A 21,881-nucleotide genomic window follows, 5' to 3' on the forward strand; every position below is an offset into this window, starting at 1 on the left:
GTCTCCGGGAAAAATTCTCAAAAAAAAGGCACCGCGAACGATGCCTTTCAGTGCCTGGGCCACAGGGAACGCAGCCTCAGAACACGTGTTTACAAGGCCTTGACCAGCTCCGGCACAGCGGTAAACAGATCCGCCTCCAGCCCATAGTCCGCCACACTGAAGATCGGCGCCTCCGCATCCTTGTTGATCGCCACGATCACCTTGGAGTCCTTCATCCCGGCCAGATGCTGGATGGCCCCCGAGATACCCGCAGCGATGTACAGCTGCGGCGCCACGATCTTGCCGGTCTGGCCCACTTGCCAGTCGTTCGGTGCATAGCCGGCATCCACCGCAGCGCGGCTGGCGCCCAGGGCGGCGCCCAGCTTGTCGGCCAGCGGGGTCATCACTTCGTCGAACTTTTCCTTGCTGCCCAAAGCCCGGCCACCGGAGACGATGATCTTGGCGGCGGTCAGCTCGGGCCGGTCGCTCTTGGCGATCTCGCTGCCCACGAAGACGCTTTTGCCGGTATCCGCTGTTGCGGCGGAGGTTTCTGTGGCTGCGCTGCCGCCGCTGGCCGCTGCAGGGTCGAAGCCCGTGGTGCGCACGGTGATGACCTTGGTGGCGTCACTGCTCTGCACAGTGGCAATCGCGTTGCCCGCGTAGATGGGGCGCTCGAAGGTGTCGGGGGAGATCACCTTGGTGATGTCGCTGATCTGGGCCACATCGAGCTTGGCGGCCACGCGGGGCGCCACGTTCTTGCCGCTGGCGGTGGCGGGGAACAGGATGTGGCTGTAGTTGGCAGCAATGGCCAGGACTTGCGCGGCCACGTTCTCGGCCAGGCCGTGTTCCAGGCCGGGGGCATCCGCATGGATCACCTTGGCCACACCCGCGATTTGTGCGGCGGATTGGGCTGCAGCACCGGCATTGTGGCCGGCGATCAGCACATGCACGTCACCGCCGCAGGCAATGGCGGCGGTCACGGTGTTCAGGGTCGCACCCTTGACGGTGGCGTTGTCGTGTTCGGCAATAACGAGTACGGTCATTTGCTTGTTCTCCTTATTGTTCAGATGACTTTGGCTTCGTTCTTGAGCTTGTCGACAAGGGCGGCCACGTCGGCCACCTTGACGCCGGCGCCGCGCTTGGCGGGCTCGGTCACCTTGAGGATCTTGAGGCGGGGGGTGACATCCACACCCAGGTCTTCGGGCTTGACGGTATCGAGCTGCTTCTTCTTGGCCTTCATGATGTTGGGCAAGGTGACGTAGCGGGGCTCGTTCAGGCGCAGGTCGGTGGTGATGACTGCAGGCAGGGTGAGGGCCAGGGTTTCCAGGCCGCCGTCGACTTCGCGGGTCACGCTGACCTTGTCGGCGGCAAGTTCGACCTTGCTGGCGAAGGTGGCCTGGGGCAGGTCGGCCAGGGCCGCCAGCATCTGGCCTGTCTGGTTGGCATCGTCGTCGATGGCCTGCTTGCCCAGGATCACGAGGCCGGGCTGCTCTTTGTCGACCAGGGCTTTGAGGATCTTGGCCACGGCCAGGGGTTGCAGTTCGACGTCGGTCTCGACCAGGATGGCGCGGTCGGCGCCGATGGCCATGGCGGTGCGCAGAGTTTCCTGGCACTGGGCCACGCCGCAGGAGACGGCGATGACTTCGGTCACCAGGCCTTTTTCTTTCAGGCGCACGGCCTCTTCGACGGCGATTTCGTCAAAGGGGTTCATGCTCATCTTCACGTTGGCGATGTCCACACCCGTTTGGTCCGACTTGACTCGGACTTTGACGTTGTAGTCGACCACGCGCTTGACAGGGACCAAGACCTTCATTGCTGCGGCTCCTAGAGTTGGTTGAATTGACGTTTACGTAAACTAGAACATTCTATGCCGCAGTGCACCCCAAAGGGCGCGGGCCGGGACCACCGACCGCAGGGGCATAAAAAAGAACGATCGTGCTTTTTAGTGATTATAGGGCACTCGGCGAGCCGCCCGATGTCTCGCCGGAGGCACCGGTCACGGCAGCACCCGGAGACAGGCCGGCAGGGACGGCACCGTCCTTGAACTGCACCACGCGCTGCGGGTAAGGGATGTCGATGTTCGCGGCGCGCAGGCCATCGAGGATGGCGATGTTGATGGCCGAGCGCAGGTTGAGCGAGCCGGCCGAGGGATCGCTGATCCAGAAGTTGAGGCTGAATTCGAGCCCGTCTGGCGCGAAATTGATGAGAAAGGCCACAGGCTCGGGCTCCTTGAGCACGCGCGCCTGCGCTGCGGCGGCCGCGCACAGGATGGCCTGCACCTGGCCCACGTCGCTGTCGTAGCCGACGATGATGTTGGTGGTGACGTTGAACTTGCGGTCGGCGTCCGACAGGTTCTCCACGCGCTGGGTGATCAGCGTCTCGTTGGGCACGATGGACTCGCGCCCGTTGCCCGCACGGATCAACGTGTAGCGGGTCTTGATGTCGGTGATACGGCCCTCGAAGCCATCGACGCGCACGTTGTCGCCGATACGCAGAGAGCGCTCCAGCAGGATCACGAAGCCGCTCACGTAGTTGGAAGCGAGTTTTTGCAGGCCAAAGCCCAGGCCCACGCCCACTGCCCCGCCCAGCACCGACAGCGCCGTGAGGTCCACCCCGACGGCCGACAGCGCGAACAGCATGCCCACGAGCAGCAGCACGGCGCGCACGGCGTTGCCGGCGACCTTGCGCATGGACAGATCGGTGACGGCCGTAGCGAGCACCCTCCGCTCGAAGGTGGCTGAGATCCACAGCGCGGCCACCATCACCAGGCTGGCGGACAGCGCGCCCTCGATCAGCGTGGCGACACTGACGGTGGACTTGCCGAAGTTGAGCGTGATGCTGTCGAGCTCACTGCGCACGGCGGGCAGCAGGCCCACGATCCACAGCACGGCCGCGCCCCAGATGACCCAGGAGAACAGCCCTTCGAGCAGGCGCACCAGGGCCGATGCCGGGAAGGCGACGCGCAGCACGCGGGCGATGAAGCGGATCAGCGCGAGCGAGACCAGCATGGGGACTGCGATGCGCAGCACGAAGACCGGATGGTAGTGCTCCACCGCGAGGCGGCCTGCAAACGTCAGGACCAGGGCGATCAGGGGGAAGAGCAGGCCGTCGATGGTGTTGCGGCCGATCCAGACCGAATCGGGGGGTTGGTTGCGGCCTATCAGTCTGGCGGCGAACAGGGCGATGGCGATGGCGGCGGCCAGGACGCCGAGTTCCAGCCAGACGCTGGAGTGGTTGAAGTCTGTCAGTAGTTTGTCGAGGATTTCCATGCAGTTGGGTCCGTTCCACGCGGTGCTGGTGGTGACTGTTTGCTTGATCTAGAGGCGGAGGCCGGGTCTCGGCCCGGCGGCCGAGGTACTTGTTCTTTGCTTCGCCAAAGAAAAGTACCCAAAAGAAAGGCGACCCCGCTGCCCGCGTCCCCCTCGCCCGGGGGCGAGGGGGCAGCCTGCGATGCTCGGGCCTGGGGTGCACCGCGGAACTCGCTGCGTTCCCCCTGCGGGTGAACTCCGCTCAAACAACCGCGGTGAGTCAGACAACGATGCGCGTGTCCTTCGGCACGCGCTCACCCCAGGCCCTGCGCTTCTCGGCACGGTCAGAAGGGGGTGGGAGCGGGCTCCACACGGGCCATTGCTTCGCTCGGCCTGTGGTCCTTCGCTGCGCTCGGCTCGCCAGAGTGATCGCCCCACACGTCGGCAGCGCAAAGCGCGAACCGACACCAGGCGCAGCTGCGCAGCAGCAGCCGTCTTTGTCCCCGCTCCCCACCCCTGCTGGCTGCGCCGAGAAGCGCAGGAGCTGGGGTGGGCGTGTGTGCCGAAGGACACACACGCTTCGTGCTCTGGCTTGCCGCAGCTGTCTGAGCGGAGTTCGAAGAACGTAGCGAGTTCTGCGGCACCACCCCAGGTCCGAGCATCGCAGGCTGCCCCCTTTCGCCCGACAGGGCGAAAGGGGGACGCAGACTGGGGGTCGCCTTTTCTTGGCCCACCTTCTTTTGGCGACGCAAAAGAAGGTGGGTGCGCCGCCGGGCGCACATCCCGGCCTCCGCCCTCAGCAAAAGAAAAGAAGCAACCACCACCCATATCGCTAAAAAATCATCTCCAAGACGGAGCACGCTTCTCAACAAACGCCCGAGCCCCTTCTTGAGCAGCCCCATCCACCATGTTCACCGCCATCACCTGCCCAGCCAACTGGTAAGCCGCATCCACTCCCAGTTCCCGCTGCTGGTACACCAGCGCCTTGCCCATGGCCACAGCAACACGCGGCTTTTGCAGGATTGACGCCACGAACTTCTCCACCTCAGCATCGAGCCCATCCACAGACACAACCCGATTCACCAGCCCCTGCTCCAAGGCGGTGGCAGCATCAATGAAATCCCCAGTCAGCAGCATCTCCATCGCCCGCTTGGCAGGCACATTGCGCACCAGCGGCACACTGGGCGTAGCGCAGAACAGGCCGTAATTGATCCCGCTGGTCGCAAACGTCGCGCTGTCGGCCGCCACCGCCAGATCGCACTGCGCGACCAGCTGGCAGCCCGCCGCCGTAGCCATGCCCTGCACCCGCGCGATCACCGGCACAGGCAGCTTGTGGATGGCCAGCATCATGCGGCTGCACTGCGCAAACAGCTGCTGGTACCAGGCCAGGTCCGGGTGGGCCGCCATGTCCTTGAGGTTGTGGCCGGCGCAGAAGGCCTTGCCCTCGGCCGCCAGCACCACGACACGCGCAGTGTCGTCGCGCGCCACGGCATCGAGCGCCTGCTGCAGGGCGGTGAGCATCTCCGACCCCAGGGCATTGAAGCGCGCCGGGTCGTTGAGCGTGAGGGTCACCACGCCACGCGCATCGTGCACGACACGCAGGAGGGGATGTTGTTCGGATTCCGTCATGTCATTGCAGTCCCAAAATCACAGGTCGGCCAGCACGCGCAAGTGCGCTTCCACACTGCGGGCCAATGGCCCCATTACATAGCCGCCCTCCAGGCAGGACACGATGCGCCCCTTGGAATAGCGCTGCGCGATGTCCTTCACGCGCCGGGTGATCCAGGCATAGTCCGATTCGGTCAGGCCCAGTTGCCCCATGTCATCCTCGCGGTGGCCGTCGAAGCCAGCGCTCACGAAGACCATCTCGGGCTTGAAGGCCTCGAGCCGGGGGATCCACATCATCTCGATGATCTCGCGGATGTCCATGCCGCGGGTGTAGGCTGGCACCGGCACGTTGACCATGTTGGGCGCAGGATCGTGGTCGCCGCTGTAGGGGTAGAAGGGGTGCTGAAAAATGCTGACCATCAGCGCGCGCGGATCGTTGGCGAGGATGTCCTCGGTGCCGTTGCCGTGGTGCACGTCGAAATCGACCACCGCCACGCGCTGCAGGTTGTGGCGCTGCAATGCGTACTTGGCGGCCACGGCCACGTTGTTGAAGAAGCAGAAGCCCATGGCCTTGCTGCGCGTGGCATGGTGGCCTGGCGGGCGCACGGCGCAGAAGGCGTTCTCCATCTCGCCCGCCATCACCGCATCGGTGGCGGCCAGGGCGGCCCCGGCGGCGCGCAGCGAGGCGTTCCAGGTGTGGGCGTTGATGGAGGTATCAGGATCGAGCTGCGAGTAGCTCGGGCCGCCGGCCAGGATCTCCTCGTTGAGTCGGTCGGACAGGCCGCGCATGGCGGCCACGTGCAGGCGGTCGTGGGCCAGCTCGATGTCGGCCAGGGACGCCTCGGGCGCCTCGCGGCGGTCCAGCGCATCGCCCACGCCGGTGATCAGCAGCCGGTCTTCGATGGCATCGAGCCGCTCGGGGCATTCGGGGTGCCCGGGGCCCATTTCGTGCTTCCAGCAGTCGCGGTGGGTGAAATAGCCCGTCTTGCTCACAGTCAATCCCCGTGTCTCGTACTTTTAGGATAACGTCGCGCTATGACTATGAATGCCCAGCACAAAATCAAATCGCTTCTGGACCAGCTTAACACGGTGATCGTGGGCAAACAGGCCCAGGTACAGGACTGCGTGGCCTGCCTGCTGGCCGGCGGCCACCTGCTGATCGAGGATGTTCCGGGCGTGGGCAAGACCACCCTGGCCCACGCCCTGTCGCGCACCTTCGGGCTGCAGTTCTCGCGCGTGCAGTTCACGGCCGACCTGATGCCCAGCGACCTCACGGGCGTCTCGGTGTACGAGCGCGGCAAGGAAGCCTTTGTGTTCCACCCCGGCCCGGTGTTCGCGCAGGTGCTGCTGGCCGACGAAATCAACCGCGCCAGCCCCAAGACGCAGAGCGCCCTGCTCGAGGCCATGGAGGAAAAGCAGGTGTCGGTGGAAGGCGAGACGCGCGCCCTGCCCCATCCCTTCTTCGTGATCGCCACGCAGAACCCGCACGACCAGCTCGGCACCTTTGCACTGCCCGAGTCGCAGCTCGACCGCTTTCTGATGCGCATCTCCATCGGCTACCCCGACCGGGCGGCCGAGCGCGTGCTGCTGGCCGGTGCAGACCGGCGCGACATGGTGGACTCCATGCTGCCCCAGCTGTCGGATGAAGAACTGGCCGAGCTGCAGCGCCAGGTGCTGGCGGTGCACACGGCCGATCCGCTGCTCAACTACGTGCAGGACCTGATCGCGGCCACGCGCTCGGGCCGCTGGTTCCTGCAGGGGCTATCGCCGCGCGCCGGCATTGCCCTGGTGCGCGCGGCCAAGGCGCAGGCGCTGATCAGCGGGCGCGACTATGTGGCGCCCGATGACGTGCAGGCCGTGCTGCCCCAGACCATTGCCCACCGCCTGGTGCCCGTGGGCGATGCGGGCCGGGGTGCTGTGGAGCAGGTGCGCGCCATGGCCGAGTCCGTGCCCTTGCCGTGATGAAACACCCCCTGAGTCGCTTCGCGCCTTCACCCCTCTCTCGCATAGCTGCGCTATGCGGGAGGGGGACGCCCCCGGTGCGGCGGGGCGGCCCTTGCACGGGGGCACTGGCTTAGGCCGCGCCAGTTTCAATCCTTGTGGGTCATACCCCGCACAATGAAGAACTGAGATCCCCATGCCCACCACTGCCCAGCCACCCGCAGCGCACGCCGCTCCTGCCACGGCCCCCGGCCGGCTGCGCGCCGCCCTGGCAGCGCTCAACCCGCTCACGCCCGTGCGCAAGCGTTTCGAGAACTGGTGGATGGTGCGCCGGCCGCTGAGCGACACGCTCACGCTGACCCAGCGCAATGTCTACATCCTGCCCACGGGTGCAGGGTGGATGCTGGCGCTGACGCTGCTGATCCTGCTGGTGGCCTCCATCAACTACCAGCTCAACCTGGGCTATCTGCTGACCTTTCTGCTGGCGGGCAGCGCGGTGGTCGGCATGCACATCTGCCACGCCACGCTGCGCGGCATCACGCTGCACCTCAAGGCGCCCGAGCCGCACTTCATGGGGACCAGCGCCACCATCGAGGTCCAGGTGTCCAGCGAACGCAAGACGATGCGCTACGGCATCGGCCTGGCCGTGCATGGCGGCGGTGGTGAAGCGCACCACTGGGCCTGGACCGATGTGCCCGCACAGGGAAGCTCCACCGTGCACGTGGCCTTTGCCCCCCCGCGCCGGGGCCTGCACCGCGTGCCCACGCTCACGGCCGAAACTCGGTTTCCGCTGGGCACCTTCCGCGTATGGACCTACTGGCGCCCGGCCGCCCAGGTGCTGGTGTACCCGGCGCCCGAGCTGCCCCCCCCGCCGCTGCCACCCGGCGAGCCGCGGGGCGCGGGAACGGGCAGCGCGCCCTCGCAGGGCATCGGCGAGTTCGATGGCGTGCGCTCCTACCGGCGTGGCGACCCGCTCAAGCTGGTGGTCTGGAAGAAGGCGGCCAAGACGCTGGGCACCGGCACCGACGACCTGGTGAGCCGCGATTCGCAGCAGGCCCAGCGCCACGAGCTGTGGCTCGACCCGGCCCTGGCCGCCGTGCCTGACCCCGAGGCCCGCATCTCGCGCTTGGCCGCCTGGGTGCTGCAGGCCGACCGCCTGGGCCTGGACTATGGCCTGCGCCTGCCCGGCGTGGAGATAGCGCCCGACACGGGCACCGCCCACCGCCGCCGCTGCCTGGAAGCGCTGGCGCTGTGCTGAACTTCTGCCGGTGACCAGCCATCCAAACGCATTGCCCTTTGCCCCTTTTTCCCCGGAAGCCCGACGCTCCATGAGCCTGCGCCAGACCCTCGCCACCCTGCCACGCGACACGCGGGACACCCTGTTCCTGCTGTTCGCCACGGCCTGGGTGATCGCGCCCCAGGTGGCCAACCTGCCCGCCTGGGCCAGTGCCATGGCCTTCGGCATGCTGCTGTGGCGCGGCTGGATGGCCTGGAAGGGCCGGCCGCTGCCCGGGCGCTGGCTGCTCACGGTGCTGGTCATCGTGGCCGTGGGGGGCACGCTGCTCACGCACCGCACCATCCTCGGGCGCGATGCGGGCGTCACGCTCATGGTGATGATGCTGGCCTTCAAGACCCTGGAGCTGCGTGCGCGGCGGGACGCGATGGTGATCTTCTTCCTGGGCTTCTTCACGATGCTCAGCAACTTCTTCTTCTCGCAATCGCTGCTCACCGCGGCGGCCATGTTGATCGCCCTGCTGGGCCTGCTCACGGCGCTGGTCAACGCCCACATGCCGGTGGGGCGTCCGCCCCTGCTGCAGACCTTCCGCACGGCCGGCACCATGGCCCTGCTGGGCGCGCCCATCATGGTGGCGCTGTTCATGCTGTTTCCGCGCATGTCGCCGCTGTGGGGCATGCCCAGCGACAACCTCACCGGGCGCAGCGGCCTGTCGGGCACCATGAAGATCGGCGACATGGCCGAGATTGCGCTCGATGAACGGGTGGCGATCCGCCTGCGCTTCGAAGGTGCGCCCACCGATGTTCCGCAGCAGTCCATGCTGTATTTCCGCGGCCCCGTCATGTCCGCCTTCGACGGCAGGCAATGGGTGGCCGAGCCGTTCCGGGAAGACAGCGAGTGGGCCGCCCGTGTGGCGGTACGGGCCAATCTGCAGACCAGCGGCCCTGCCGTGCGCTACGAAGTGACGCTGGAACCCCAGCGCCAGCCCTGGCTGATGGTGCTGGAAGCCACGCCCGAGGCACCCCAGGTGCCCGGCATGCAGGCCTACATGACGCAGGACCTGCAATGGATGACCACGCGCCCCATCACCGACGTGCTGCGCTACCAGGCCGTGAGCTACCCCGAATTCCGCCACGGCCCTCAGGAGTCGGTACGCCAGTTGCGTGTGTACACCGAGCTGCCGCCCGGCTTCAACCCACGCACCCTGGCCCTGGCGGCTGAGATGCGTGCCGACCCCGCGCTGGCCGGGGCCAGCACCCAGGTGCTGGTCAATGCCGTGCTCCAGCGCCTGCGCACGGGCGGCTACAACTACTCGCTGGAGCCCGGCGTCTTCGGCGAGCACACGGCCGACGAGTTCTGGTTCGACCGCAAGGAAGGCTTTTGCGAGCACATTTCCTCGGCCTTCGTGATCCTGATGCGCGCGATGGACATACCCGCGCGCATCGTCACCGGTTACCAAGGTGGCGAGCGCAACCCGGTGGACGGCTACTGGACCGTGCGCAATGCCGACGCCCACGCCTGGGCCGAAGTCTGGATGGAAAGCCGTGGCTGGGTGCGCGTGGACCCCACGGGCGCAGTGTCGCCAGGCCGGGTGGGGCAGTTCCAGCGCCTCAGGGCGCCCGAGGGCGCATTTGCCAGCGCGATGGGAACCATTAGCCCCGGAATGGTGCAATCCTTGCGCGCCGTGTGGGAGGCCGTGAACAATAGCTGGAGCCAGTGGGTGCTGAACTACAGCCAGAGCAGCCAGTTCGACCTGCTCAAGGCCCTGGGCTTCGAATCCCCGAGCTGGCAGGACCTGACCACCGTGCTCGGCGCCCTCATCGTGATCGCCGCCAGCGGCGGCGGGCTGTGGACCCTGTGGGAACGCAGCCAGCATGACCCCTGGCTGCGCCTGCTGGCGCGCGTGCGCCAGCGCCTGGCCAAGGCGGGCCTGGTGCTGCCCGACACCTTGCCGCCCCGCTCCATGGCCCAGCAGGTGACTGCCCACTTCGGTGACAGCGCCAGCGGTCTGGCCGCCTGGCTGCTGCGGCTGGAGCAGGTACGCTATGCCCCCGAGCCTGCCCAGCAGTTTGGCGCCCTGCGCCGCGAATACAACACCCTGCCCTGGCCCCCCTCCGCACGGGGCCGATGACCCGAACGACATGCGCCTCCTGAAATCCGTTGCCATCGCCTGTGTGGCGGTGGCCTGTGCCCTGCCCGCCCTCGCCAGCCCCTCCAAGCCCACCAAGCAGGCTGCCGCCAAAAAAACCGCGGCGAATTCCACCGTGCAGGGCGGCGTGCCCTACGCCAACCGGCCCGATGCCATGGCCTTTGCCGACGACCTGGCCACCCGGCGTGGGCTGGACCGCGAATGGGTACGCCAGGCCATCGGCCAGGCACGCCTGCTGTCCCAGGTGCCGCGCCTCATGCTGCCCCCGCCCGTGGGCACGCCCAAGAACTGGCGCGTGTACCGCAGCCGCTTCATCGACCCGGTGCGCATCCGCGCGGGCGTGCGTTTCTGGCAGGAGCACCGCGAAGCACTGGAACGCGCCGAGGCCGAGTACGGCGTGCCGGTGGAGATCATCGTCGGCATCATCGGCGTGGAGACCATCTACGGCCAGCAGATGGGCAACTTTCGCGTGATGGACGCGCTGGCCACGCTGGCCTTCGACTTTCCCAATGCCCACCCGCGCGCCAAGGAGCGCCGCGAGTTCTTCCAGCGCGAGCTCGAACAGTTCCTGAGCCTCACCAACCGCAGCAACATCGACCCCTTCGAGCCGCGCGGCAGCTACGCGGGCGCCATGGGGCTGGGGCAGTTCATGCCGTCGAGCTGGGTGCGCTACGCCGTCGATTTCGACGGCGACGGCCGGATCGACCTGTTCAGGAGCCCTGTCGACGCCATAGGCTCGGTGGCCAACTACTTCAAGGGCCACAACTGGACCACCGGCATGCCCACGCACTATGCGGTGCAGTTCGACACGGCGCGGCTGCAGCTCGACACCCTGCTGGCCCCCGACATCCTGCCCACCTTCAGCGCCGCCAGCATGCAGGCCAAGGGCGTGGTGCTCGATGCCGCAGGGGCCCAGCACACAGGTCCCCTTGCGCTGGTGGAGCTGCAGAACGGCGGCGACACACCGACCTATGTGGCGGGCACGGAAAACTTCTACGCCATCACGCGCTACAACTGGTCGAGCTACTACGCGATGGCCGTGATCGAGTTGGGCCGCGAGGTGGCGGCGGCGCGGTAGGAAGGCCCTTACCATGGCGGCTTCGCCAACGGACCCCACCCGATGCACGCCATTGCCCCGCCGCCTCACCCCCGAACCGCACGCACGCCCCATCTGGCCGCGGCGCTGCTCATCACCCTGACCACCCTGGTGCCGCCTGCAGGCGGTGCGGGCACCGCCCATGCTGCGCCCCAGGCCACTATCCCGGTGGCCGCAGTGAGCGAAGCCACGCTGCACGCCCTCTTCGACGCCGAGCAGATGCCCGAACGCATGCGCCAGATCATGCAGGCCGTGGACCAGGCGCAGCTCGATGCCATCGAGGGCATTGCCGACCCGGCGGAGCGGGAGCGCAAGCTCAAGGCGTATGCCACGGCGCAGCCGGTGCTGCAGCAGCACTTCGCCTGGCACAAGCTGCGCCCCCTGGTCACCGAGGTGTACCAGACCCAGTACACCGAGGCCGAAGCGCAGGCCCTGCTGGCCTTCTATGGCACGGCGCCGGGCCAGCTGCACCTGAACAAGTTGCAGCCTGCCATGATCGAAGCCACCCTCGCACTTGCCAAATTCATGGACGAGCGGGTGGACGCCCTTTTCGAGTCCAGCGACGACCAGGGCCGCGCCAAGGGCCCCCGCCAGCGCAGGCCGGCGGCCTGGGTTGCCGCCGACGCCCACGATGCCCTGGCGGCCGACCTGACCCGGCTGCTGATGCAGGACGAGTTCAACGCGCGCATGCAGCGCCTGGAATCCGCCATGCGTGCGCAAACCGGGCTGGTGCAATCCGAAGCCCCCAGCAAGCAGCAGAAGCAGTGGTTTGCCAACATCTCGCAGCGCATGCGCGCAGAGATCCGCTTCGATACCGTGCTGCCCCTGATCGTGCAGGCCCTGCGTGCGCACCTGGCGCCCGAGGAACTGCGCGTGCTGCTGGGCAGCGAACGCAGCCTTGCACGCAAGGCGCAGCGCGCCAGGGCTTTGGCCGCCAGCGACGCCTTGAGCGCCCGCCTGCAGCAGACGATCCGCATCGAGATCTTCCCCGAACTGCTGGCGGCCATGGCGCGTGCCGAAACCACAGTGGCGCCCGCCAGCGGCGAAACCAGGAGGCCCTGAGGCCGCCGGCCCTGCCACTGCCACGCTCCAGCAGACCAGGAGGGCTGCACGCAAGGATGGCGCAAGGCAGGGGACTCAGAGGCTGAGAGTTTTTTGACCGTGCCCGAGGGGAGTTTTGGCGTGCCAGGCGGGCATGGACGAAAGATTCTCAGCCTCTCAGCTCACGGTCTTTGCATCGCGCAGCTGTGCGGCTGCTGGGCCTTGGCAGGTGCGATCTGGCGCACCACGCGAAAGCCGTAGCCCGAGCCTTCGACGTCGAACTTGACGCCGGGCGCGCCCTTCTTGTCCATCACGCCCACCACCAATGCCTGCTGGAACTGGTGGTCCGCCGCGCGCATGCTGCCGCCCTGGCCCGAGAGCTGCACGCTGGCCTTTTCCATCTGCCGCGCCACGGCCACTGGATCGGTGCTGCCCGCGCGTTCGATGGACTGCGCCAGCGCCTCCACCATGAGCTGCATGCGCATGTGCACGTAGTCGTCCTGGGGCTTGGGAAAGCGCTCGCGAAAGGACTGGTAGAAGGCCTCGCTGGGCGCGCCCGGCACGTTGGGCAGCCAGTCGGCCACGGCCACTACCTTGCCGATGCCGGCGTCGCCGATGGCGGCCGGCGCGCCCAGGGCATTGCCGTAGAAGGTGTAGAAGCTGCCCTCGTAGCCCACCTCGCGCGCGGCCTTCACCAGCAGCGTGAGGTCGTTGCCCCAGTTGCCGGTGACCACGGCCTGCGCGCCGCTGGTCTTGATCTTCACGGCGTAGGGTGCGAAGTCCTTCACGCGGCCTACGGCGTGCAGCTCTTCGCCCACCACGGCCACATCGAGCCGCTGGGCTGCGAGCTGCTTTTTCGCCTCGCGCAGCACGGCCTGGCCGAAGCTGTAGTCCTGGCCGATCAGGTAGACGCTTTTGAGGGCCTTATCGTCGCGCATCACCTCCATGAGCGCCGCCATGCGCATGTCGGCATGGGCATCGAAACGAAAGTGCCAGAAGCTGCATTTCTCGTTGGTGAGGATGGGGTCCACCGCCGAGTAGTTGAGGAAGATCACGCGCTTGTTCGGTTCGCGCTCGTTGTGCTTGTTGATGGCCTCGATCAGCACGGCCGCAGTGGCCGAGGAGTTGCCCTGCAGGATGACCTGCGCGCCGTCATCGATGGCCGCGCGCAGGGCCGACAGGGCTTCCTCGTTCTGGCCCTTGCTGTCATAGCGCTCCAGCGCCAGCAGGCGCGGGCCGCCGGCACTGGCCGGCAGTGCCACGCCGCCGCGCGCGTTGACGCGCTCCATGGCCCAGTAGATGTTGCGGTAGACGGCTTCGCCGGTGTTGGCAAAGGAGCCCGAGAGGCTTTCGATCAGCGCCATCTTCACGGGCTTGGCGAGTGCCGTTGCAGCAGCGGGTGCTGTGCCCTGCGCCCAGCTGCTGAAGGCGGGTGCCAGCGTGCAGGCCAGCGTGGCCGCAACGGCCAAAACGGAATGACGTAATGCCGCAGCGCCTGATTTCAAGCCCGCGAACCGCAATTTATTCATGCTCTTTTTCCCCTTGAAAACCCGCGCGGCCGTACACAAGTTCTGTCCATGCGGCGACCACGTCGAGAGCCGCGCAGTGTATAGGAGTCCTTTTCATGATCTTCGCCCCCGTCGCCCGCCGTTCCGCCTTCAACAACGCCCCCCGTTCCGCCGACCTCGCGCTGCAGCGCTTCTTGCTCGGCAGCTTTGCCAATGCAGCCCCTGCCCGCTCTGCCGGCGTGACCGTCACGCAGGACGACAAGGCCACCACCTTGCAGCTGGATGTGCCCGGTGTGACCCGTGAGCAACTGCAGATCGCCATCGAAGGCAATGTGGTGCGCCTTTCCAGCGTGGAAGGTGCCCCCCGCCAGGTGCAGCGCGCCTGGGAGCTGGCCACCGACATCGATGCCGCGGCCAGCAGCGCCAAGCTCGAAAACGGCGTGCTCACACTCACCCTGGTGCGTGTGGAACCCGTCAGCAAGGCCACCACGCTGAGCATCCAATAAGTACACGGCGCAGGGAGCGCGGCCTGAATGCCGCGCTCTGCCTGCCCGTGCCGGTTGTCCCCACGCGGCAAAGGCCTTCACGGCCACAGGGCTGCATCGCTCCTCTTCTTTCTCGCGCGCCGAACCGCAAGGGTTCATTCAGTTTCCGTAAGCGCGCATTCCCAACAGCAGCAGCACCGCCAGCCCCAAAAGGCACGACACCGCCTGCCAGAACAGCACCGGATTGCGCTCCACCAGGGGTGGCGCGCGCAGGCGCTGGAACTGCGCGCCGGGCGATTGCAGGTCGTACAGGAACTCGGACACCGCCTCCTGGCGTTTGGATACCTCGGGTTGCAGGGCTTTTTGCAGCACGCCATCGAGCCAGGCCGGCAGTTCGGGTCGCAGATGGCGCACGGGCACATAGCGCAATTGCCTGAGCTCTGCCGGTGAGCGCAGGCGCACCACCTGCAGGCCATAGGGCAACTGGCCGGTGAGCATCTGGTAGGTCAGCACCGCCAGCGAGAACAGGTCCGAGCGGGCATCGCCCTCGCCGCCCACGAAGTACTCGGGCGCGGTGTACTGCAGCGTGCCGGCAATGGCATCCGCGCGTGCAGCGCGCGTCCCCTCGGCAAGGCCTGCCACATGCACCGACCCAAAATCGATGAGCTTCACCGTGCCGCTGCGGTCGATCAGCAGGTTCTCGGGCCGGAGGTCCTGGTGCAGCATTTCGCGCGCATGGAAGGCCTGCAGGCCCTTGCCGATCTGGGCGACGAGGCTGCGCACGGCATCCAGGTCCGGCAAGGGGTGGTCGGTCATCCACTGGGCAAGGGTCTGCCCGTCCACGAACTCCATGGCCACATGGACATGCTGGCGTGGTCTCTCGCTGCCGGCCACCCGCAGCACGTGCGGGCTGTGGATGCGCCGCGCCACCCACTCCTCCAGCAGAAAGCGGTCCAGGTAGTCCTTCTCCGCAGCCAGGTCCACGGAAGGGGTCTTGATCACCACCTGCTCGCCCGTGGTGTCGTCCACGGCCAGGTGCACGTGGCTGCGCGAGCTCGCATGCAGTTCGCGCACGATGGTGTAGCCCTCGAAGCCCATGCGCGGCGAGAGCGGCGGCGGCAGGGACAGCCCCTCGCGCTGCGGCGGCAGGTGTGCCAATGCCCGGTCCTCGGGCAGCGCGTCGATGCGCAGCAACTGCACCGTCAGGTCGTCGGTGGCCCCGCGCGCCTGGGCAGCGGCGACCAGCACCCGCGCCGCCGCATCGAAGTCATCCGCGCACTGCGCAATGGCCGCGTGCACAGCGGTCGCATCCAGGTGCATGTACGCCCCATCGGTCGCCAGCAGGTAGACATCACCCACCTCGGCCGGCAGGCTGCGGTAGTCGATCTCCACGTTGGGCCCCATGCCCAGGGCCCGGCCGAGGAAGGATTCGACCGAGGACAGGTGCACGCGGTGGTCCTCGGTCAGTTGCTCCAGGGCCGTGGCGTGCACGCGGTAGATGCGCGCATCGCCGACGTGCAGCAGGTGCACCTCGCGGCCCTTGAGGATGAGGGCGCTGAAGGTGGTGACATAGCCCCGGTCCTTGTCGAAGCGCGCATGGCTGCGCAGGGTCTGCGCATGCAGCCAGGCATTGGTGGCGCCCAGCACGCGCTGGGCCGAGCGGCGCACCGACCAGGCCTCGGACGTGGCGTAGTAATCGTCGAGAAAGCCGCGCACCGCCGCCGCGCTGGCCTCCTGGCTCACGGCGCTGGAGCCTATGCCGTCGGCCAGCGCGAGCGCGATGCCCTTGGTGCCGCGCTGCGGTCCCACGGGCAGCATGGCACCGTGGAAGTCCTGGTTGACTCCCTTGTGCCCGGCCTCGGAATGCTGGCCGAGCGTGACGCGCAAGGCGTGCATGGCCAACGCTCAGGCAATCTTGCGCTTGGGCGCGGTCTTGTAGTGCGTGGAGTACAGCATGGCGCCCACAAAGGTCAGGCCGCCCACCAGGTTGCCGATCACGGTGGGGATTTCATTCCAGACCAGGTAGTCCATGACCGTGAAGTTGCCACCCAGCAGCAGGCCCGAGGGGAACAGGAACATGTTGACGATGCTGTGCTCGAAACCCATGTAGAAGAACAGGGCGATGGGGATCCACATGCCGATGGCCTTGCCCGACACCGAGGTGGACATCATGGCCGCCACCACGCCGGTGGACACCATCCAGTTGCACATCACGCCACGGATGAACAGGGTCAGCATGCCGGCGGCGCCGTGCGCGGAGTAACCCACTGTGCGGCCCTCGCCAATGTGGCCGATTTTTATGCCGACTGCGTTGGGCGCCTCGCTGAATCCGAAGGTGAAGATGATGGCCATGAACACCGCCACCATGAAGGCCCCTGCGAAGTTGCCGCAGAACACCAGCGTCCAGTTGCGAAAGACGCCACGCCAGGTGGCGCCAGGACGCTTGTCGAGCACGGCCAGCGGGGCCAGCGTGAACACACCGGTCAGCAGGTCATAGCCCAGCAGGTACAGCAGGATGAAGCAGCCTGGAAAGAGCATTGCGCCCAGCAGCGCGTTGCCGGTGTTCACCGTGACGGTGACGGCGAAGGCGGCGCCCAGTGCCAGCATGGCACCGGCCATGAAGGAGCGGATCAGCGTGTCGCGGGTGGACATCAGGAGCTTGGATTCACCGGAATCGACCATCTTGGTCACGAACTCGGCGGGGGCGAGGTAGGCCATTGCACTTCCTTTGGGACGGGGAGACTGGCATGCTTCCCCAAGGGGTCCACCCGGGGAAGCGCGCAAGAAGAAGAGGATGAGGGGAAAAAAGAAAACGGCGTCCGCTGCGCCCCCATGCAGATGGGGAACGCAATGGACGCCGTTATCCTCGGATGCGCGATTCCTGGGCCTGCGGGCAACCGCAGGCGGTGGATGGCAGGCCGCCGTTAGCCCGCCATCCAGGCTATTCCATGCAAGTTCCGTACCCTCATTGGGGCAATCCATGGCCGCCTTGTGTCCCGCATTCTGTGCACACCTGCCGCCGCGACCAGCGGATGGCATCAAGCCGGTGCAGTCAAGGCACCAGCATGGATCAAACGGGCTTGTCGCCCTTGCGGTCGGGGTGGGCGAACGCCAGGTCCGGCAGGGACAGCGTGGCCTCGGCCACGTCGAGCAGGCGGCGGTTCTGGTCCATCGAGGTCTTTTGCAGCACGCGGAAGGCGACTTCCTCGTTCATGCCCAGGCGGGCCATCAGCACGCCCTTGGCGCGCTCGATCACCTTGCGCTCGTTGAGCGTGCGGCGCGCCGCTTCAAGCTCGGCCTCCATGCTGGCCATGCGCGCCGACTGGGCCTGCAGCAGCTCCAGCAGCGATGCCGATTCACCGGCATGCGCGCTGGCGGCCTGCTCGGGCACGGCCTCGGGTGCGATGGCAATGTCGAAGAAGCGGTCCACCGCGTGCGTGCGCTGCGGCGGGTTGTCGCGCAGGCCGCGCAGCAGGCCCCTGGAATCCTGCAGGTCCTGCTGGGCTTCGAGGATGCGGGCCGCGCAATCTTCGCGCAGGCGCTGCACCAGCTCGACCTGCAGCTGCCACAGCGCGTTGATGCGTTCGGTGGACACGTCGAACCAGGCGTCGCTGAGGTTGCTGTCCAGCGCGGCGCCGGGGCGGGCCACGCACAGCGTGCGCCGCAGGCGTTCCAGTTGGGCCATGCCCGGGGCCAGTTGCTGCTGCTCCCAGCGCGTGCGCAGGGCCGGGTCGGCAAACTCGGAAAACACGCGCAGGCTGCGCTCCTGCGCATCGATCAGGTGCAGCACCCGCTGCTGGTGCGCATCGCTGCCCTGGCCGGACGCGAAGAGCAATGCGCCCATGGCCCGCTCCTGGCCTGCTTCTTCCTGCGCCTGCACCAGGTGCAACAGGGCCACGAGCTGGCGCGAGACGCTGGGCAAAGCGGCCGCGTCGGCCACGTGGAAGACCAGTTCGATCAGCCCGGCGATCAGGTGGCTGAACGCGGCAATCGAGTCGTGCGCCGCCATCGCCTGCTTGTCGATCTGGCTGCGCAGCGCGGGCAGCGAATCGAGCCCCAGCAGCGCCCACGCCATCAGCGACAAGGCCTTGGCCGTGGCGCCCTGGGCGGGCTCGACATGCTGGGCAAACTCCGCGCGCAGCTTGGCTTCGAGCAACACCACCTCCTGCACGATGCGGCCACGCAGGTCGGCAAAGCGCTGTGCCTTGGAGGCCAGGTACACGCCCGATGCACCGCGCTCGCGCTGCAGGCCCTCGATCAGCTGGCCGACCACGTCCACCAGCGCGGCCCGGCTGGCCAGGTGGTGCACCGCATCGATCTCAAGCTGGCGCGAGCGCAGCACGAGGCTGGAAACGGACAGGGGCGCTGCGGCCAGGTCGGGCATGCGGTATCTCCAGGGTTCAGGATACGCAGATGCTAACCCCGCCAGCATGCCCGCACGGCCAATCCTCAGGCCACTGCGACGCTGATGCGGCCGCCTTCGCTGCGCACGCCATGCGCCTGCACCGAATGCTCTGGCGCCTCCAGGCATTCGCCGGTGCGCAGGTCGAAATGGTTCTTGTACAGCGGCGAGGCGACCACGACGCGCTCGCCCAGGTTGCCGATGAGCCCGCGCGAGAGCACGCTGGCACCCGACTTGGGGTCCACGTTGTCGATGGCGAAGAACTGGTCGCTGCCGGTACGGAACACCGCCACATGGCGGTCGGCCACCAGCGCGCAGACGCCGGTGCTGGGCAGGATGTCGTCGACCGCGCAGATGTCGGTCCAGGCAAGGGAGTCGGTGCGGCTGTTCATGGGAAGTGCGCTCATGGTGTTCTCGTCCTTCTTCTTCAAGCGGCCTGGCGGATAGGGATGATCTTGGCGGGGCTGCGTTCGTCGGCGCGCGCCGGGCGGATCTGGCCGCGTTCCTCGACGAAGAGCACGTTCTCGTCGGCCTTGTCGCTGTTCACGAACGAGCGAAAGCGCTTGCGCGTCTCGGGGTCGGTCACGGCCGTCTTCCACTCGCACTGGTAGGTGTCCGCCACGTGCTGCATCTGGGCTTCGAGCTCGGCGCACAGCCCGAGGCTGTCCTTGATCAGCACGTCCGTGAGGTAGCCGAGGCCGCCTTCGAGGTTCTCGCGCCAGGTGCTGGTGCGCTGCAGCCGGTCGGCCGTGCGCACGTAGAACATCAGCACCCGGTCGATCATGCGCACCAGGTCTTCCTTGGACAGGTCGGACGCGAACAGCTCGGCGTGGCGCGGCTTCATGCCGCCGTTGCCGCAGATGTAGAGGTTCCAGCCCTTTTCGGTGGCGATGATGCCGATGTCCTTGCCCTGCGCCTCGGCGCATTCGCGCGTGCAGCCCGACACGCCGAACTTGATCTTGTGCGGCGAGCGCAGGCCCTTGTAGCGGTGCTCCAGCTCCACGGCCAGGCCCACGCTGTCGCCCACGCCATAGCGGCACCAGGTCGAACCCACGCAGCTCTTGACCGTGCGCAGCGATTTGCCGTAAGCATGGCCCGACTCGAAACCGGCGGCGATCAGCTCTTCCCAGATGGTGGGCAGTTGCTCCACGCGCGCGCCGAACAGGTCCACGCGCTGGCCGCCCGTGACCTTGGTGTACAGGCCGTACTTCTTGGCCACCTGGCCCACGGCGATCAGTCCGTCGGGCGTGACCTCGCCGCCGGGCATCCGCGGCACCACCGAGTAGGTGCCGTCTTTCTGGATGTTGCCCAGGTAGTAGTCGTTGCTGTCCTGCAGCCCGGCCAACTCCTTCTTGAGCACGAACTCGTTCCAGCACGAGGCGAACACGCTGGCCGCCACGGGCTTGCAGATATCGCAGCCCATGCCCTTGCCGTGCTTTGCCATCAGGTCCTCAAAGTTCTTGATGTTGCCCACGCGCACCAAGTGGTATATCTCCTGGCGCGAGTACGCGAAGTGCTCGCAGATGTGGTTGTTCACGGCCATGCCGCGGCGCGCCATCTCGGCCTTCATGACCTGGGTGACCAGGGGCACGCAGCCGCCGCAGGTGGCGCCGGCCTTGGTGCAGGCCTTCATCTCGGCGATGGTGCAGGCGCCATTGCCCACGGCTTCGCAGATGCCGCCCTTGGTGACGTTGTTGCACGAGCAGATCTGCGCCGTGTCGGGCAGCGCGTCCACGCCCAGGCCGGGCTTGGCCTTGCCGTCGCTGGACGGGAAGATCAGGAACTCGGGGTCCTCCGGCAGCGCGATGCCGTTCAGGGCCATCTGCAGCAGCGTGCCGTACTCGGTGGCGTCGCCGATCAGCACGGCGCCCAGCAACTGCTTGCCGTCTTCGCTGATGACGATCTTCTTGTAGATCTGGCGGCGCTCGTCCACGTACTGGCAGGTGCGGCTGTGCGGCGTTTTCGCATGCGCGTCGCCGATGCTGGCCACGTCCACGCCCATGAGCTTGAGCTTGGTGCTCATGTCCGCGCCGACGAAGGCGGCGTCGGCATCGCCTGCGATGTGGCGGGCGGCCACACGGGCCATGTCGTAGCCGGGCGCCACCAGGCCGAAGGTCTGCTCGTTCCACGACGCGCATTCGCCGATGGCATACACGTCGTGGTCGCTGGTGCGGCAGGCGCTGTCGATGGCCACGCCGCCGCGCGGGCCGACGGCCAGCAGGGACTGGCGCGCCAGGTCGTCGCGGGGGCGGATGCCGGCGGAGAAGACGATCATGTCGGTCTCCAGCCAGGTGCCGTCGGCGAACACCATGCGGTGGCGCGCGCGGGCGCCATCGGTGATCTCCTGGGTGTTGCGGCCGGTGTGCACCTGCACGCCCAGTTCCTCGATCTTGGCGCGCAGCACACGGCCACCGCCTTCGTCGACCTGCACGGCCATGAGCCGCGGGGCGAACTCGACCACGTGGGTTTCAAGACCCATGTCGCTCAAGGCCTTGGCGCATTCCAGGCCCAGCAAGCCACCGCCCACGACCACGCCGGTCTTCGACTTGGCGCCCGAGGCCTGCATGGCCTCCAGGTCTTCGATGGTGCGGTAGACGAAGCAGTGGTCGCGGTCGCGCCCCGGCACCTGGGGCACAAAGGGGTTGGAGCCCGTGGCCAGCACCAGCTTGTCGTAGGGCAGCACCTCGCCATCGGCCGTGGTCACGGTGCGGGTGCGGCGATCCACCGCTGCGGCCCGCGCGGCCAGGCGCAGCGTGAAACCGGTGCGCTCGAAAAAACCGGGCTCGACCAGGGAGAGCTCATCGGCCGAGGTGCCGCTGAAGAAGGCCGACAGATGCACGCGGTCGTAGGCGGCGCGCGGCTCCTCGCACAGCACGGTGACTTCGACGCCGGTGATGCCGGTCTCGGCCAGGCTTTCGAGGAACTTGTGGCCGACCATGCCGTGGCCAATGAGAACGATTTTCATCATGCTTGCGCATCCTGCAAGAACCCGGGGATCCGTATCGAGGGGTACAGGATGTGCCATGCCTTGCGGCACAACGCAACCTCCGCGGAACCACGGGCGTGGGTTGGAACTACCAAGCAGCCGGCTACGAAAGCCGCAGCTCGCTCGGGTGTTCCGCCATCATTAGCGGAGGGGTTGTTATCAGTGCGCGGGCAGCTTTACCGGCGTACAGCCTGTTCTCAGCAA

The 21,881-nt window shown here is 67.1% G+C and carries 17 protein-coding genes; 6 read left to right on the plus strand and 11 right to left on the minus strand.

The window, feature by feature from the left end; all coding sequences use genetic code 11:
• Positions 1 to 89: 89 nt before the first annotated feature.
• The 5 genes from ACSQ9E_RS20590 to ACSQ9E_RS20610 all read right to left on the minus strand — a co-directional run bounded on the left by ACSQ9E_RS20590 (position 90) and on the right by ACSQ9E_RS20610 (position 5,828).
• A complete protein-coding gene (locus ACSQ9E_RS20590) occupies positions 90 to 1,022 on the minus strand; it encodes an electron transfer flavoprotein subunit alpha/FixB family protein (RefSeq protein WP_436219031.1) in 933 nt (310 codons plus the stop codon).
• Positions 1,023 to 1,042: 20 nt separating this feature from the next.
• Positions 1,043 to 1,792, minus strand: coding sequence for an electron transfer flavoprotein subunit beta/FixA family protein (locus ACSQ9E_RS20595; protein WP_436219032.1), 750 nt, complete (start codon positions 1,790 to 1,792; stop codon positions 1,043 to 1,045).
• A 136-nt stretch (positions 1,793 to 1,928) separates the two neighbouring features.
• The gene (locus ACSQ9E_RS20600; RefSeq protein WP_436219033.1) at positions 1,929 to 3,248 is read right to left on the minus strand and encodes a mechanosensitive ion channel family protein; all 1,320 of its coding nucleotides are present in this window, start codon (positions 3,246 to 3,248) and stop codon (positions 1,929 to 1,931) included.
• Between the two features lie 819 nt (positions 3,249 to 4,067).
• Positions 4,068 to 4,856, minus strand: a complete 789-nt coding sequence (locus tag ACSQ9E_RS20605) for an enoyl-CoA hydratase (RefSeq protein WP_436219034.1) — start codon at positions 4,854 to 4,856, stop codon at positions 4,068 to 4,070.
• A gap of 18 nt (positions 4,857 to 4,874) precedes the next feature.
• A complete protein-coding gene (locus tag ACSQ9E_RS20610) occupies positions 4,875 to 5,828 on the minus strand; it encodes a histone deacetylase family protein (protein ID WP_436220244.1) in 954 nt (317 codons plus the stop codon).
• 48 nt (positions 5,829 to 5,876) lie between these two features.
• Between ACSQ9E_RS20610 and ACSQ9E_RS20615 the strand changes: the two genes are divergently transcribed.
• The 5 genes from ACSQ9E_RS20615 to ACSQ9E_RS20635 all read left to right on the plus strand — a co-directional run bounded on the left by ACSQ9E_RS20615 (position 5,877) and on the right by ACSQ9E_RS20635 (position 12,317).
• Positions 5,877 to 6,797 carry an AAA family ATPase gene (locus ACSQ9E_RS20615; protein ID WP_057199763.1) on the plus strand — a complete coding sequence of 307 codons (921 nt, stop codon included), beginning with the start codon at positions 5,877 to 5,879 and terminating at the stop codon, positions 6,795 to 6,797.
• 175 nt (positions 6,798 to 6,972) lie between these two features.
• Complete coding sequence (locus tag ACSQ9E_RS20620) at positions 6,973 to 8,034, plus strand: DUF58 domain-containing protein (RefSeq protein ID WP_436219035.1); 1,062 nt, start codon at positions 6,973 to 6,975, stop codon at positions 8,032 to 8,034.
• 70 nt (positions 8,035 to 8,104) lie between these two features.
• Positions 8,105 to 10,141, plus strand: a complete 2,037-nt coding sequence (locus tag ACSQ9E_RS20625; RefSeq protein WP_436219036.1) for a transglutaminaseTgpA domain-containing protein — start codon at positions 8,105 to 8,107, stop codon at positions 10,139 to 10,141.
• A gap of 10 nt (positions 10,142 to 10,151) precedes the next feature.
• Positions 10,152 to 11,237 (plus strand): lytic murein transglycosylase B, encoded by a 1,086-nt coding sequence (gene mltB / locus ACSQ9E_RS20630; RefSeq protein WP_436219037.1) that lies wholly within the window; start codon positions 10,152 to 10,154, stop codon positions 11,235 to 11,237.
• A 42-nt stretch (positions 11,238 to 11,279) separates the two neighbouring features.
• A complete protein-coding gene (locus ACSQ9E_RS20635) occupies positions 11,280 to 12,317 on the plus strand; it encodes a DUF2059 domain-containing protein (RefSeq protein ID WP_436219038.1) in 1,038 nt (345 codons plus the stop codon).
• Between the two features lie 161 nt (positions 12,318 to 12,478).
• On the opposite strand, the gene ACSQ9E_RS20640 is transcribed toward ACSQ9E_RS20635, so the two are convergent.
• Positions 12,479 to 13,825 (minus strand): branched-chain amino acid ABC transporter substrate-binding protein, encoded by a 1,347-nt coding sequence (locus ACSQ9E_RS20640; RefSeq protein ID WP_436219039.1) that lies wholly within the window; start codon positions 13,823 to 13,825, stop codon positions 12,479 to 12,481.
• A gap of 95 nt (positions 13,826 to 13,920) precedes the next feature.
• Here ACSQ9E_RS20640 and ACSQ9E_RS20645 point away from each other — a divergent pair, with 95 nt between their 5' ends.
• Positions 13,921 to 14,310 carry an Hsp20/alpha crystallin family protein gene (locus ACSQ9E_RS20645; protein WP_057199708.1) on the plus strand — a complete coding sequence of 130 codons (390 nt, stop codon included), beginning with the start codon at positions 13,921 to 13,923 and terminating at the stop codon, positions 14,308 to 14,310.
• 138 nt (positions 14,311 to 14,448) lie between these two features.
• On the opposite strand, the gene ACSQ9E_RS20650 is transcribed toward ACSQ9E_RS20645, so the two are convergent.
• From ACSQ9E_RS20650 to nirB, 5 genes are all read right to left on the minus strand, one after another.
• Positions 14,449 to 16,185 (minus strand): protein kinase domain-containing protein, encoded by a 1,737-nt coding sequence (locus ACSQ9E_RS20650; protein ID WP_436219040.1) that lies wholly within the window; start codon positions 16,183 to 16,185, stop codon positions 14,449 to 14,451.
• Positions 16,186 to 16,194: 9 nt separating this feature from the next.
• Positions 16,195 to 17,007 (minus strand): formate/nitrite transporter family protein, encoded by an 813-nt coding sequence (locus tag ACSQ9E_RS20655; RefSeq protein ID WP_057199706.1) that lies wholly within the window; start codon positions 17,005 to 17,007, stop codon positions 16,195 to 16,197.
• 352 nt (positions 17,008 to 17,359) lie between these two features.
• Complete coding sequence (locus tag ACSQ9E_RS20660) at positions 17,360 to 18,673, minus strand: nitrate- and nitrite sensing domain-containing protein (protein ID WP_436219041.1); 1,314 nt, start codon at positions 18,671 to 18,673, stop codon at positions 17,360 to 17,362.
• Between the two features lie 65 nt (positions 18,674 to 18,738).
• Positions 18,739 to 19,098, minus strand: coding sequence for a nitrite reductase small subunit NirD (nirD, locus tag ACSQ9E_RS20665; protein WP_200961055.1), 360 nt, complete (start codon positions 19,096 to 19,098; stop codon positions 18,739 to 18,741).
• A gap of 20 nt (positions 19,099 to 19,118) precedes the next feature.
• A complete protein-coding gene (nirB, locus tag ACSQ9E_RS20670) occupies positions 19,119 to 21,656 on the minus strand; it encodes a nitrite reductase large subunit NirB (RefSeq protein ID WP_057199759.1) in 2,538 nt (845 codons plus the stop codon).
• Between the last annotated feature and the right edge of the window lie 225 nt (positions 21,657 to 21,881).

The organism is Acidovorax sp. LjRoot118 (genome assembly GCF_964253575.1).
Classification (GTDB): Bacteria; Pseudomonadota; Gammaproteobacteria; order Burkholderiales; family Burkholderiaceae_C; genus Acidovorax.

Coding starts and splice junctions, on each gene's coding strand:
- ACSQ9E_RS20655 (WP_057199706.1), bottom strand. CDS start 17,007: ATGGCCTACCTCGCCCCCGCCGAGTTCGTGACCAAGATGGTCGATTCC.
- mltB (WP_436219037.1), top strand. CDS start 10,152: ATGCGCCTCCTGAAATCCGTTGCCATCGCCTGTGTGGCGGTGGCCTGT.
- nirD (WP_200961055.1), bottom strand. CDS start 19,098: ATGAGCGCACTTCCCATGAACAGCCGCACCGACTCCCTTGCCTGGACC.
- ACSQ9E_RS20660 (WP_436219041.1), bottom strand. CDS start 18,673: ATGCCCGACCTGGCCGCAGCGCCCCTGTCCGTTTCCAGCCTCGTGCTG.
- ACSQ9E_RS20650 (WP_436219040.1), bottom strand. CDS start 16,185: ATGCACGCCTTGCGCGTCACGCTCGGCCAGCATTCCGAGGCCGGGCAC.
- ACSQ9E_RS20620 (WP_436219035.1), top strand. CDS start 6,973: ATGCCCACCACTGCCCAGCCACCCGCAGCGCACGCCGCTCCTGCCACG.
- ACSQ9E_RS20635 (WP_436219038.1), top strand. CDS start 11,280: ATGCACGCCATTGCCCCGCCGCCTCACCCCCGAACCGCACGCACGCCC.
- ACSQ9E_RS20605 (WP_436219034.1), bottom strand. CDS start 4,856: ATGACGGAATCCGAACAACATCCCCTCCTGCGTGTCGTGCACGATGCG.
- nirB (WP_057199759.1), bottom strand. CDS start 21,656: ATGAAAATCGTTCTCATTGGCCACGGCATGGTCGGCCACAAGTTCCTC.
- ACSQ9E_RS20640 (WP_436219039.1), bottom strand. CDS start 13,825: ATGAATAAATTGCGGTTCGCGGGCTTGAAATCAGGCGCTGCGGCATTA.
- ACSQ9E_RS20600 (WP_436219033.1), bottom strand. CDS start 3,248: ATGGAAATCCTCGACAAACTACTGACAGACTTCAACCACTCCAGCGTC.
- ACSQ9E_RS20590 (WP_436219031.1), bottom strand. CDS start 1,022: ATGACCGTACTCGTTATTGCCGAACACGACAACGCCACCGTCAAGGGT.
- ACSQ9E_RS20615 (WP_057199763.1), top strand. CDS start 5,877: ATGAATGCCCAGCACAAAATCAAATCGCTTCTGGACCAGCTTAACACG.
- ACSQ9E_RS20595 (WP_436219032.1), bottom strand. CDS start 1,792: ATGAAGGTCTTGGTCCCTGTCAAGCGCGTGGTCGACTACAACGTCAAA.
- ACSQ9E_RS20645 (WP_057199708.1), top strand. CDS start 13,921: ATGATCTTCGCCCCCGTCGCCCGCCGTTCCGCCTTCAACAACGCCCCC.
- ACSQ9E_RS20625 (WP_436219036.1), top strand. CDS start 8,105: ATGAGCCTGCGCCAGACCCTCGCCACCCTGCCACGCGACACGCGGGAC.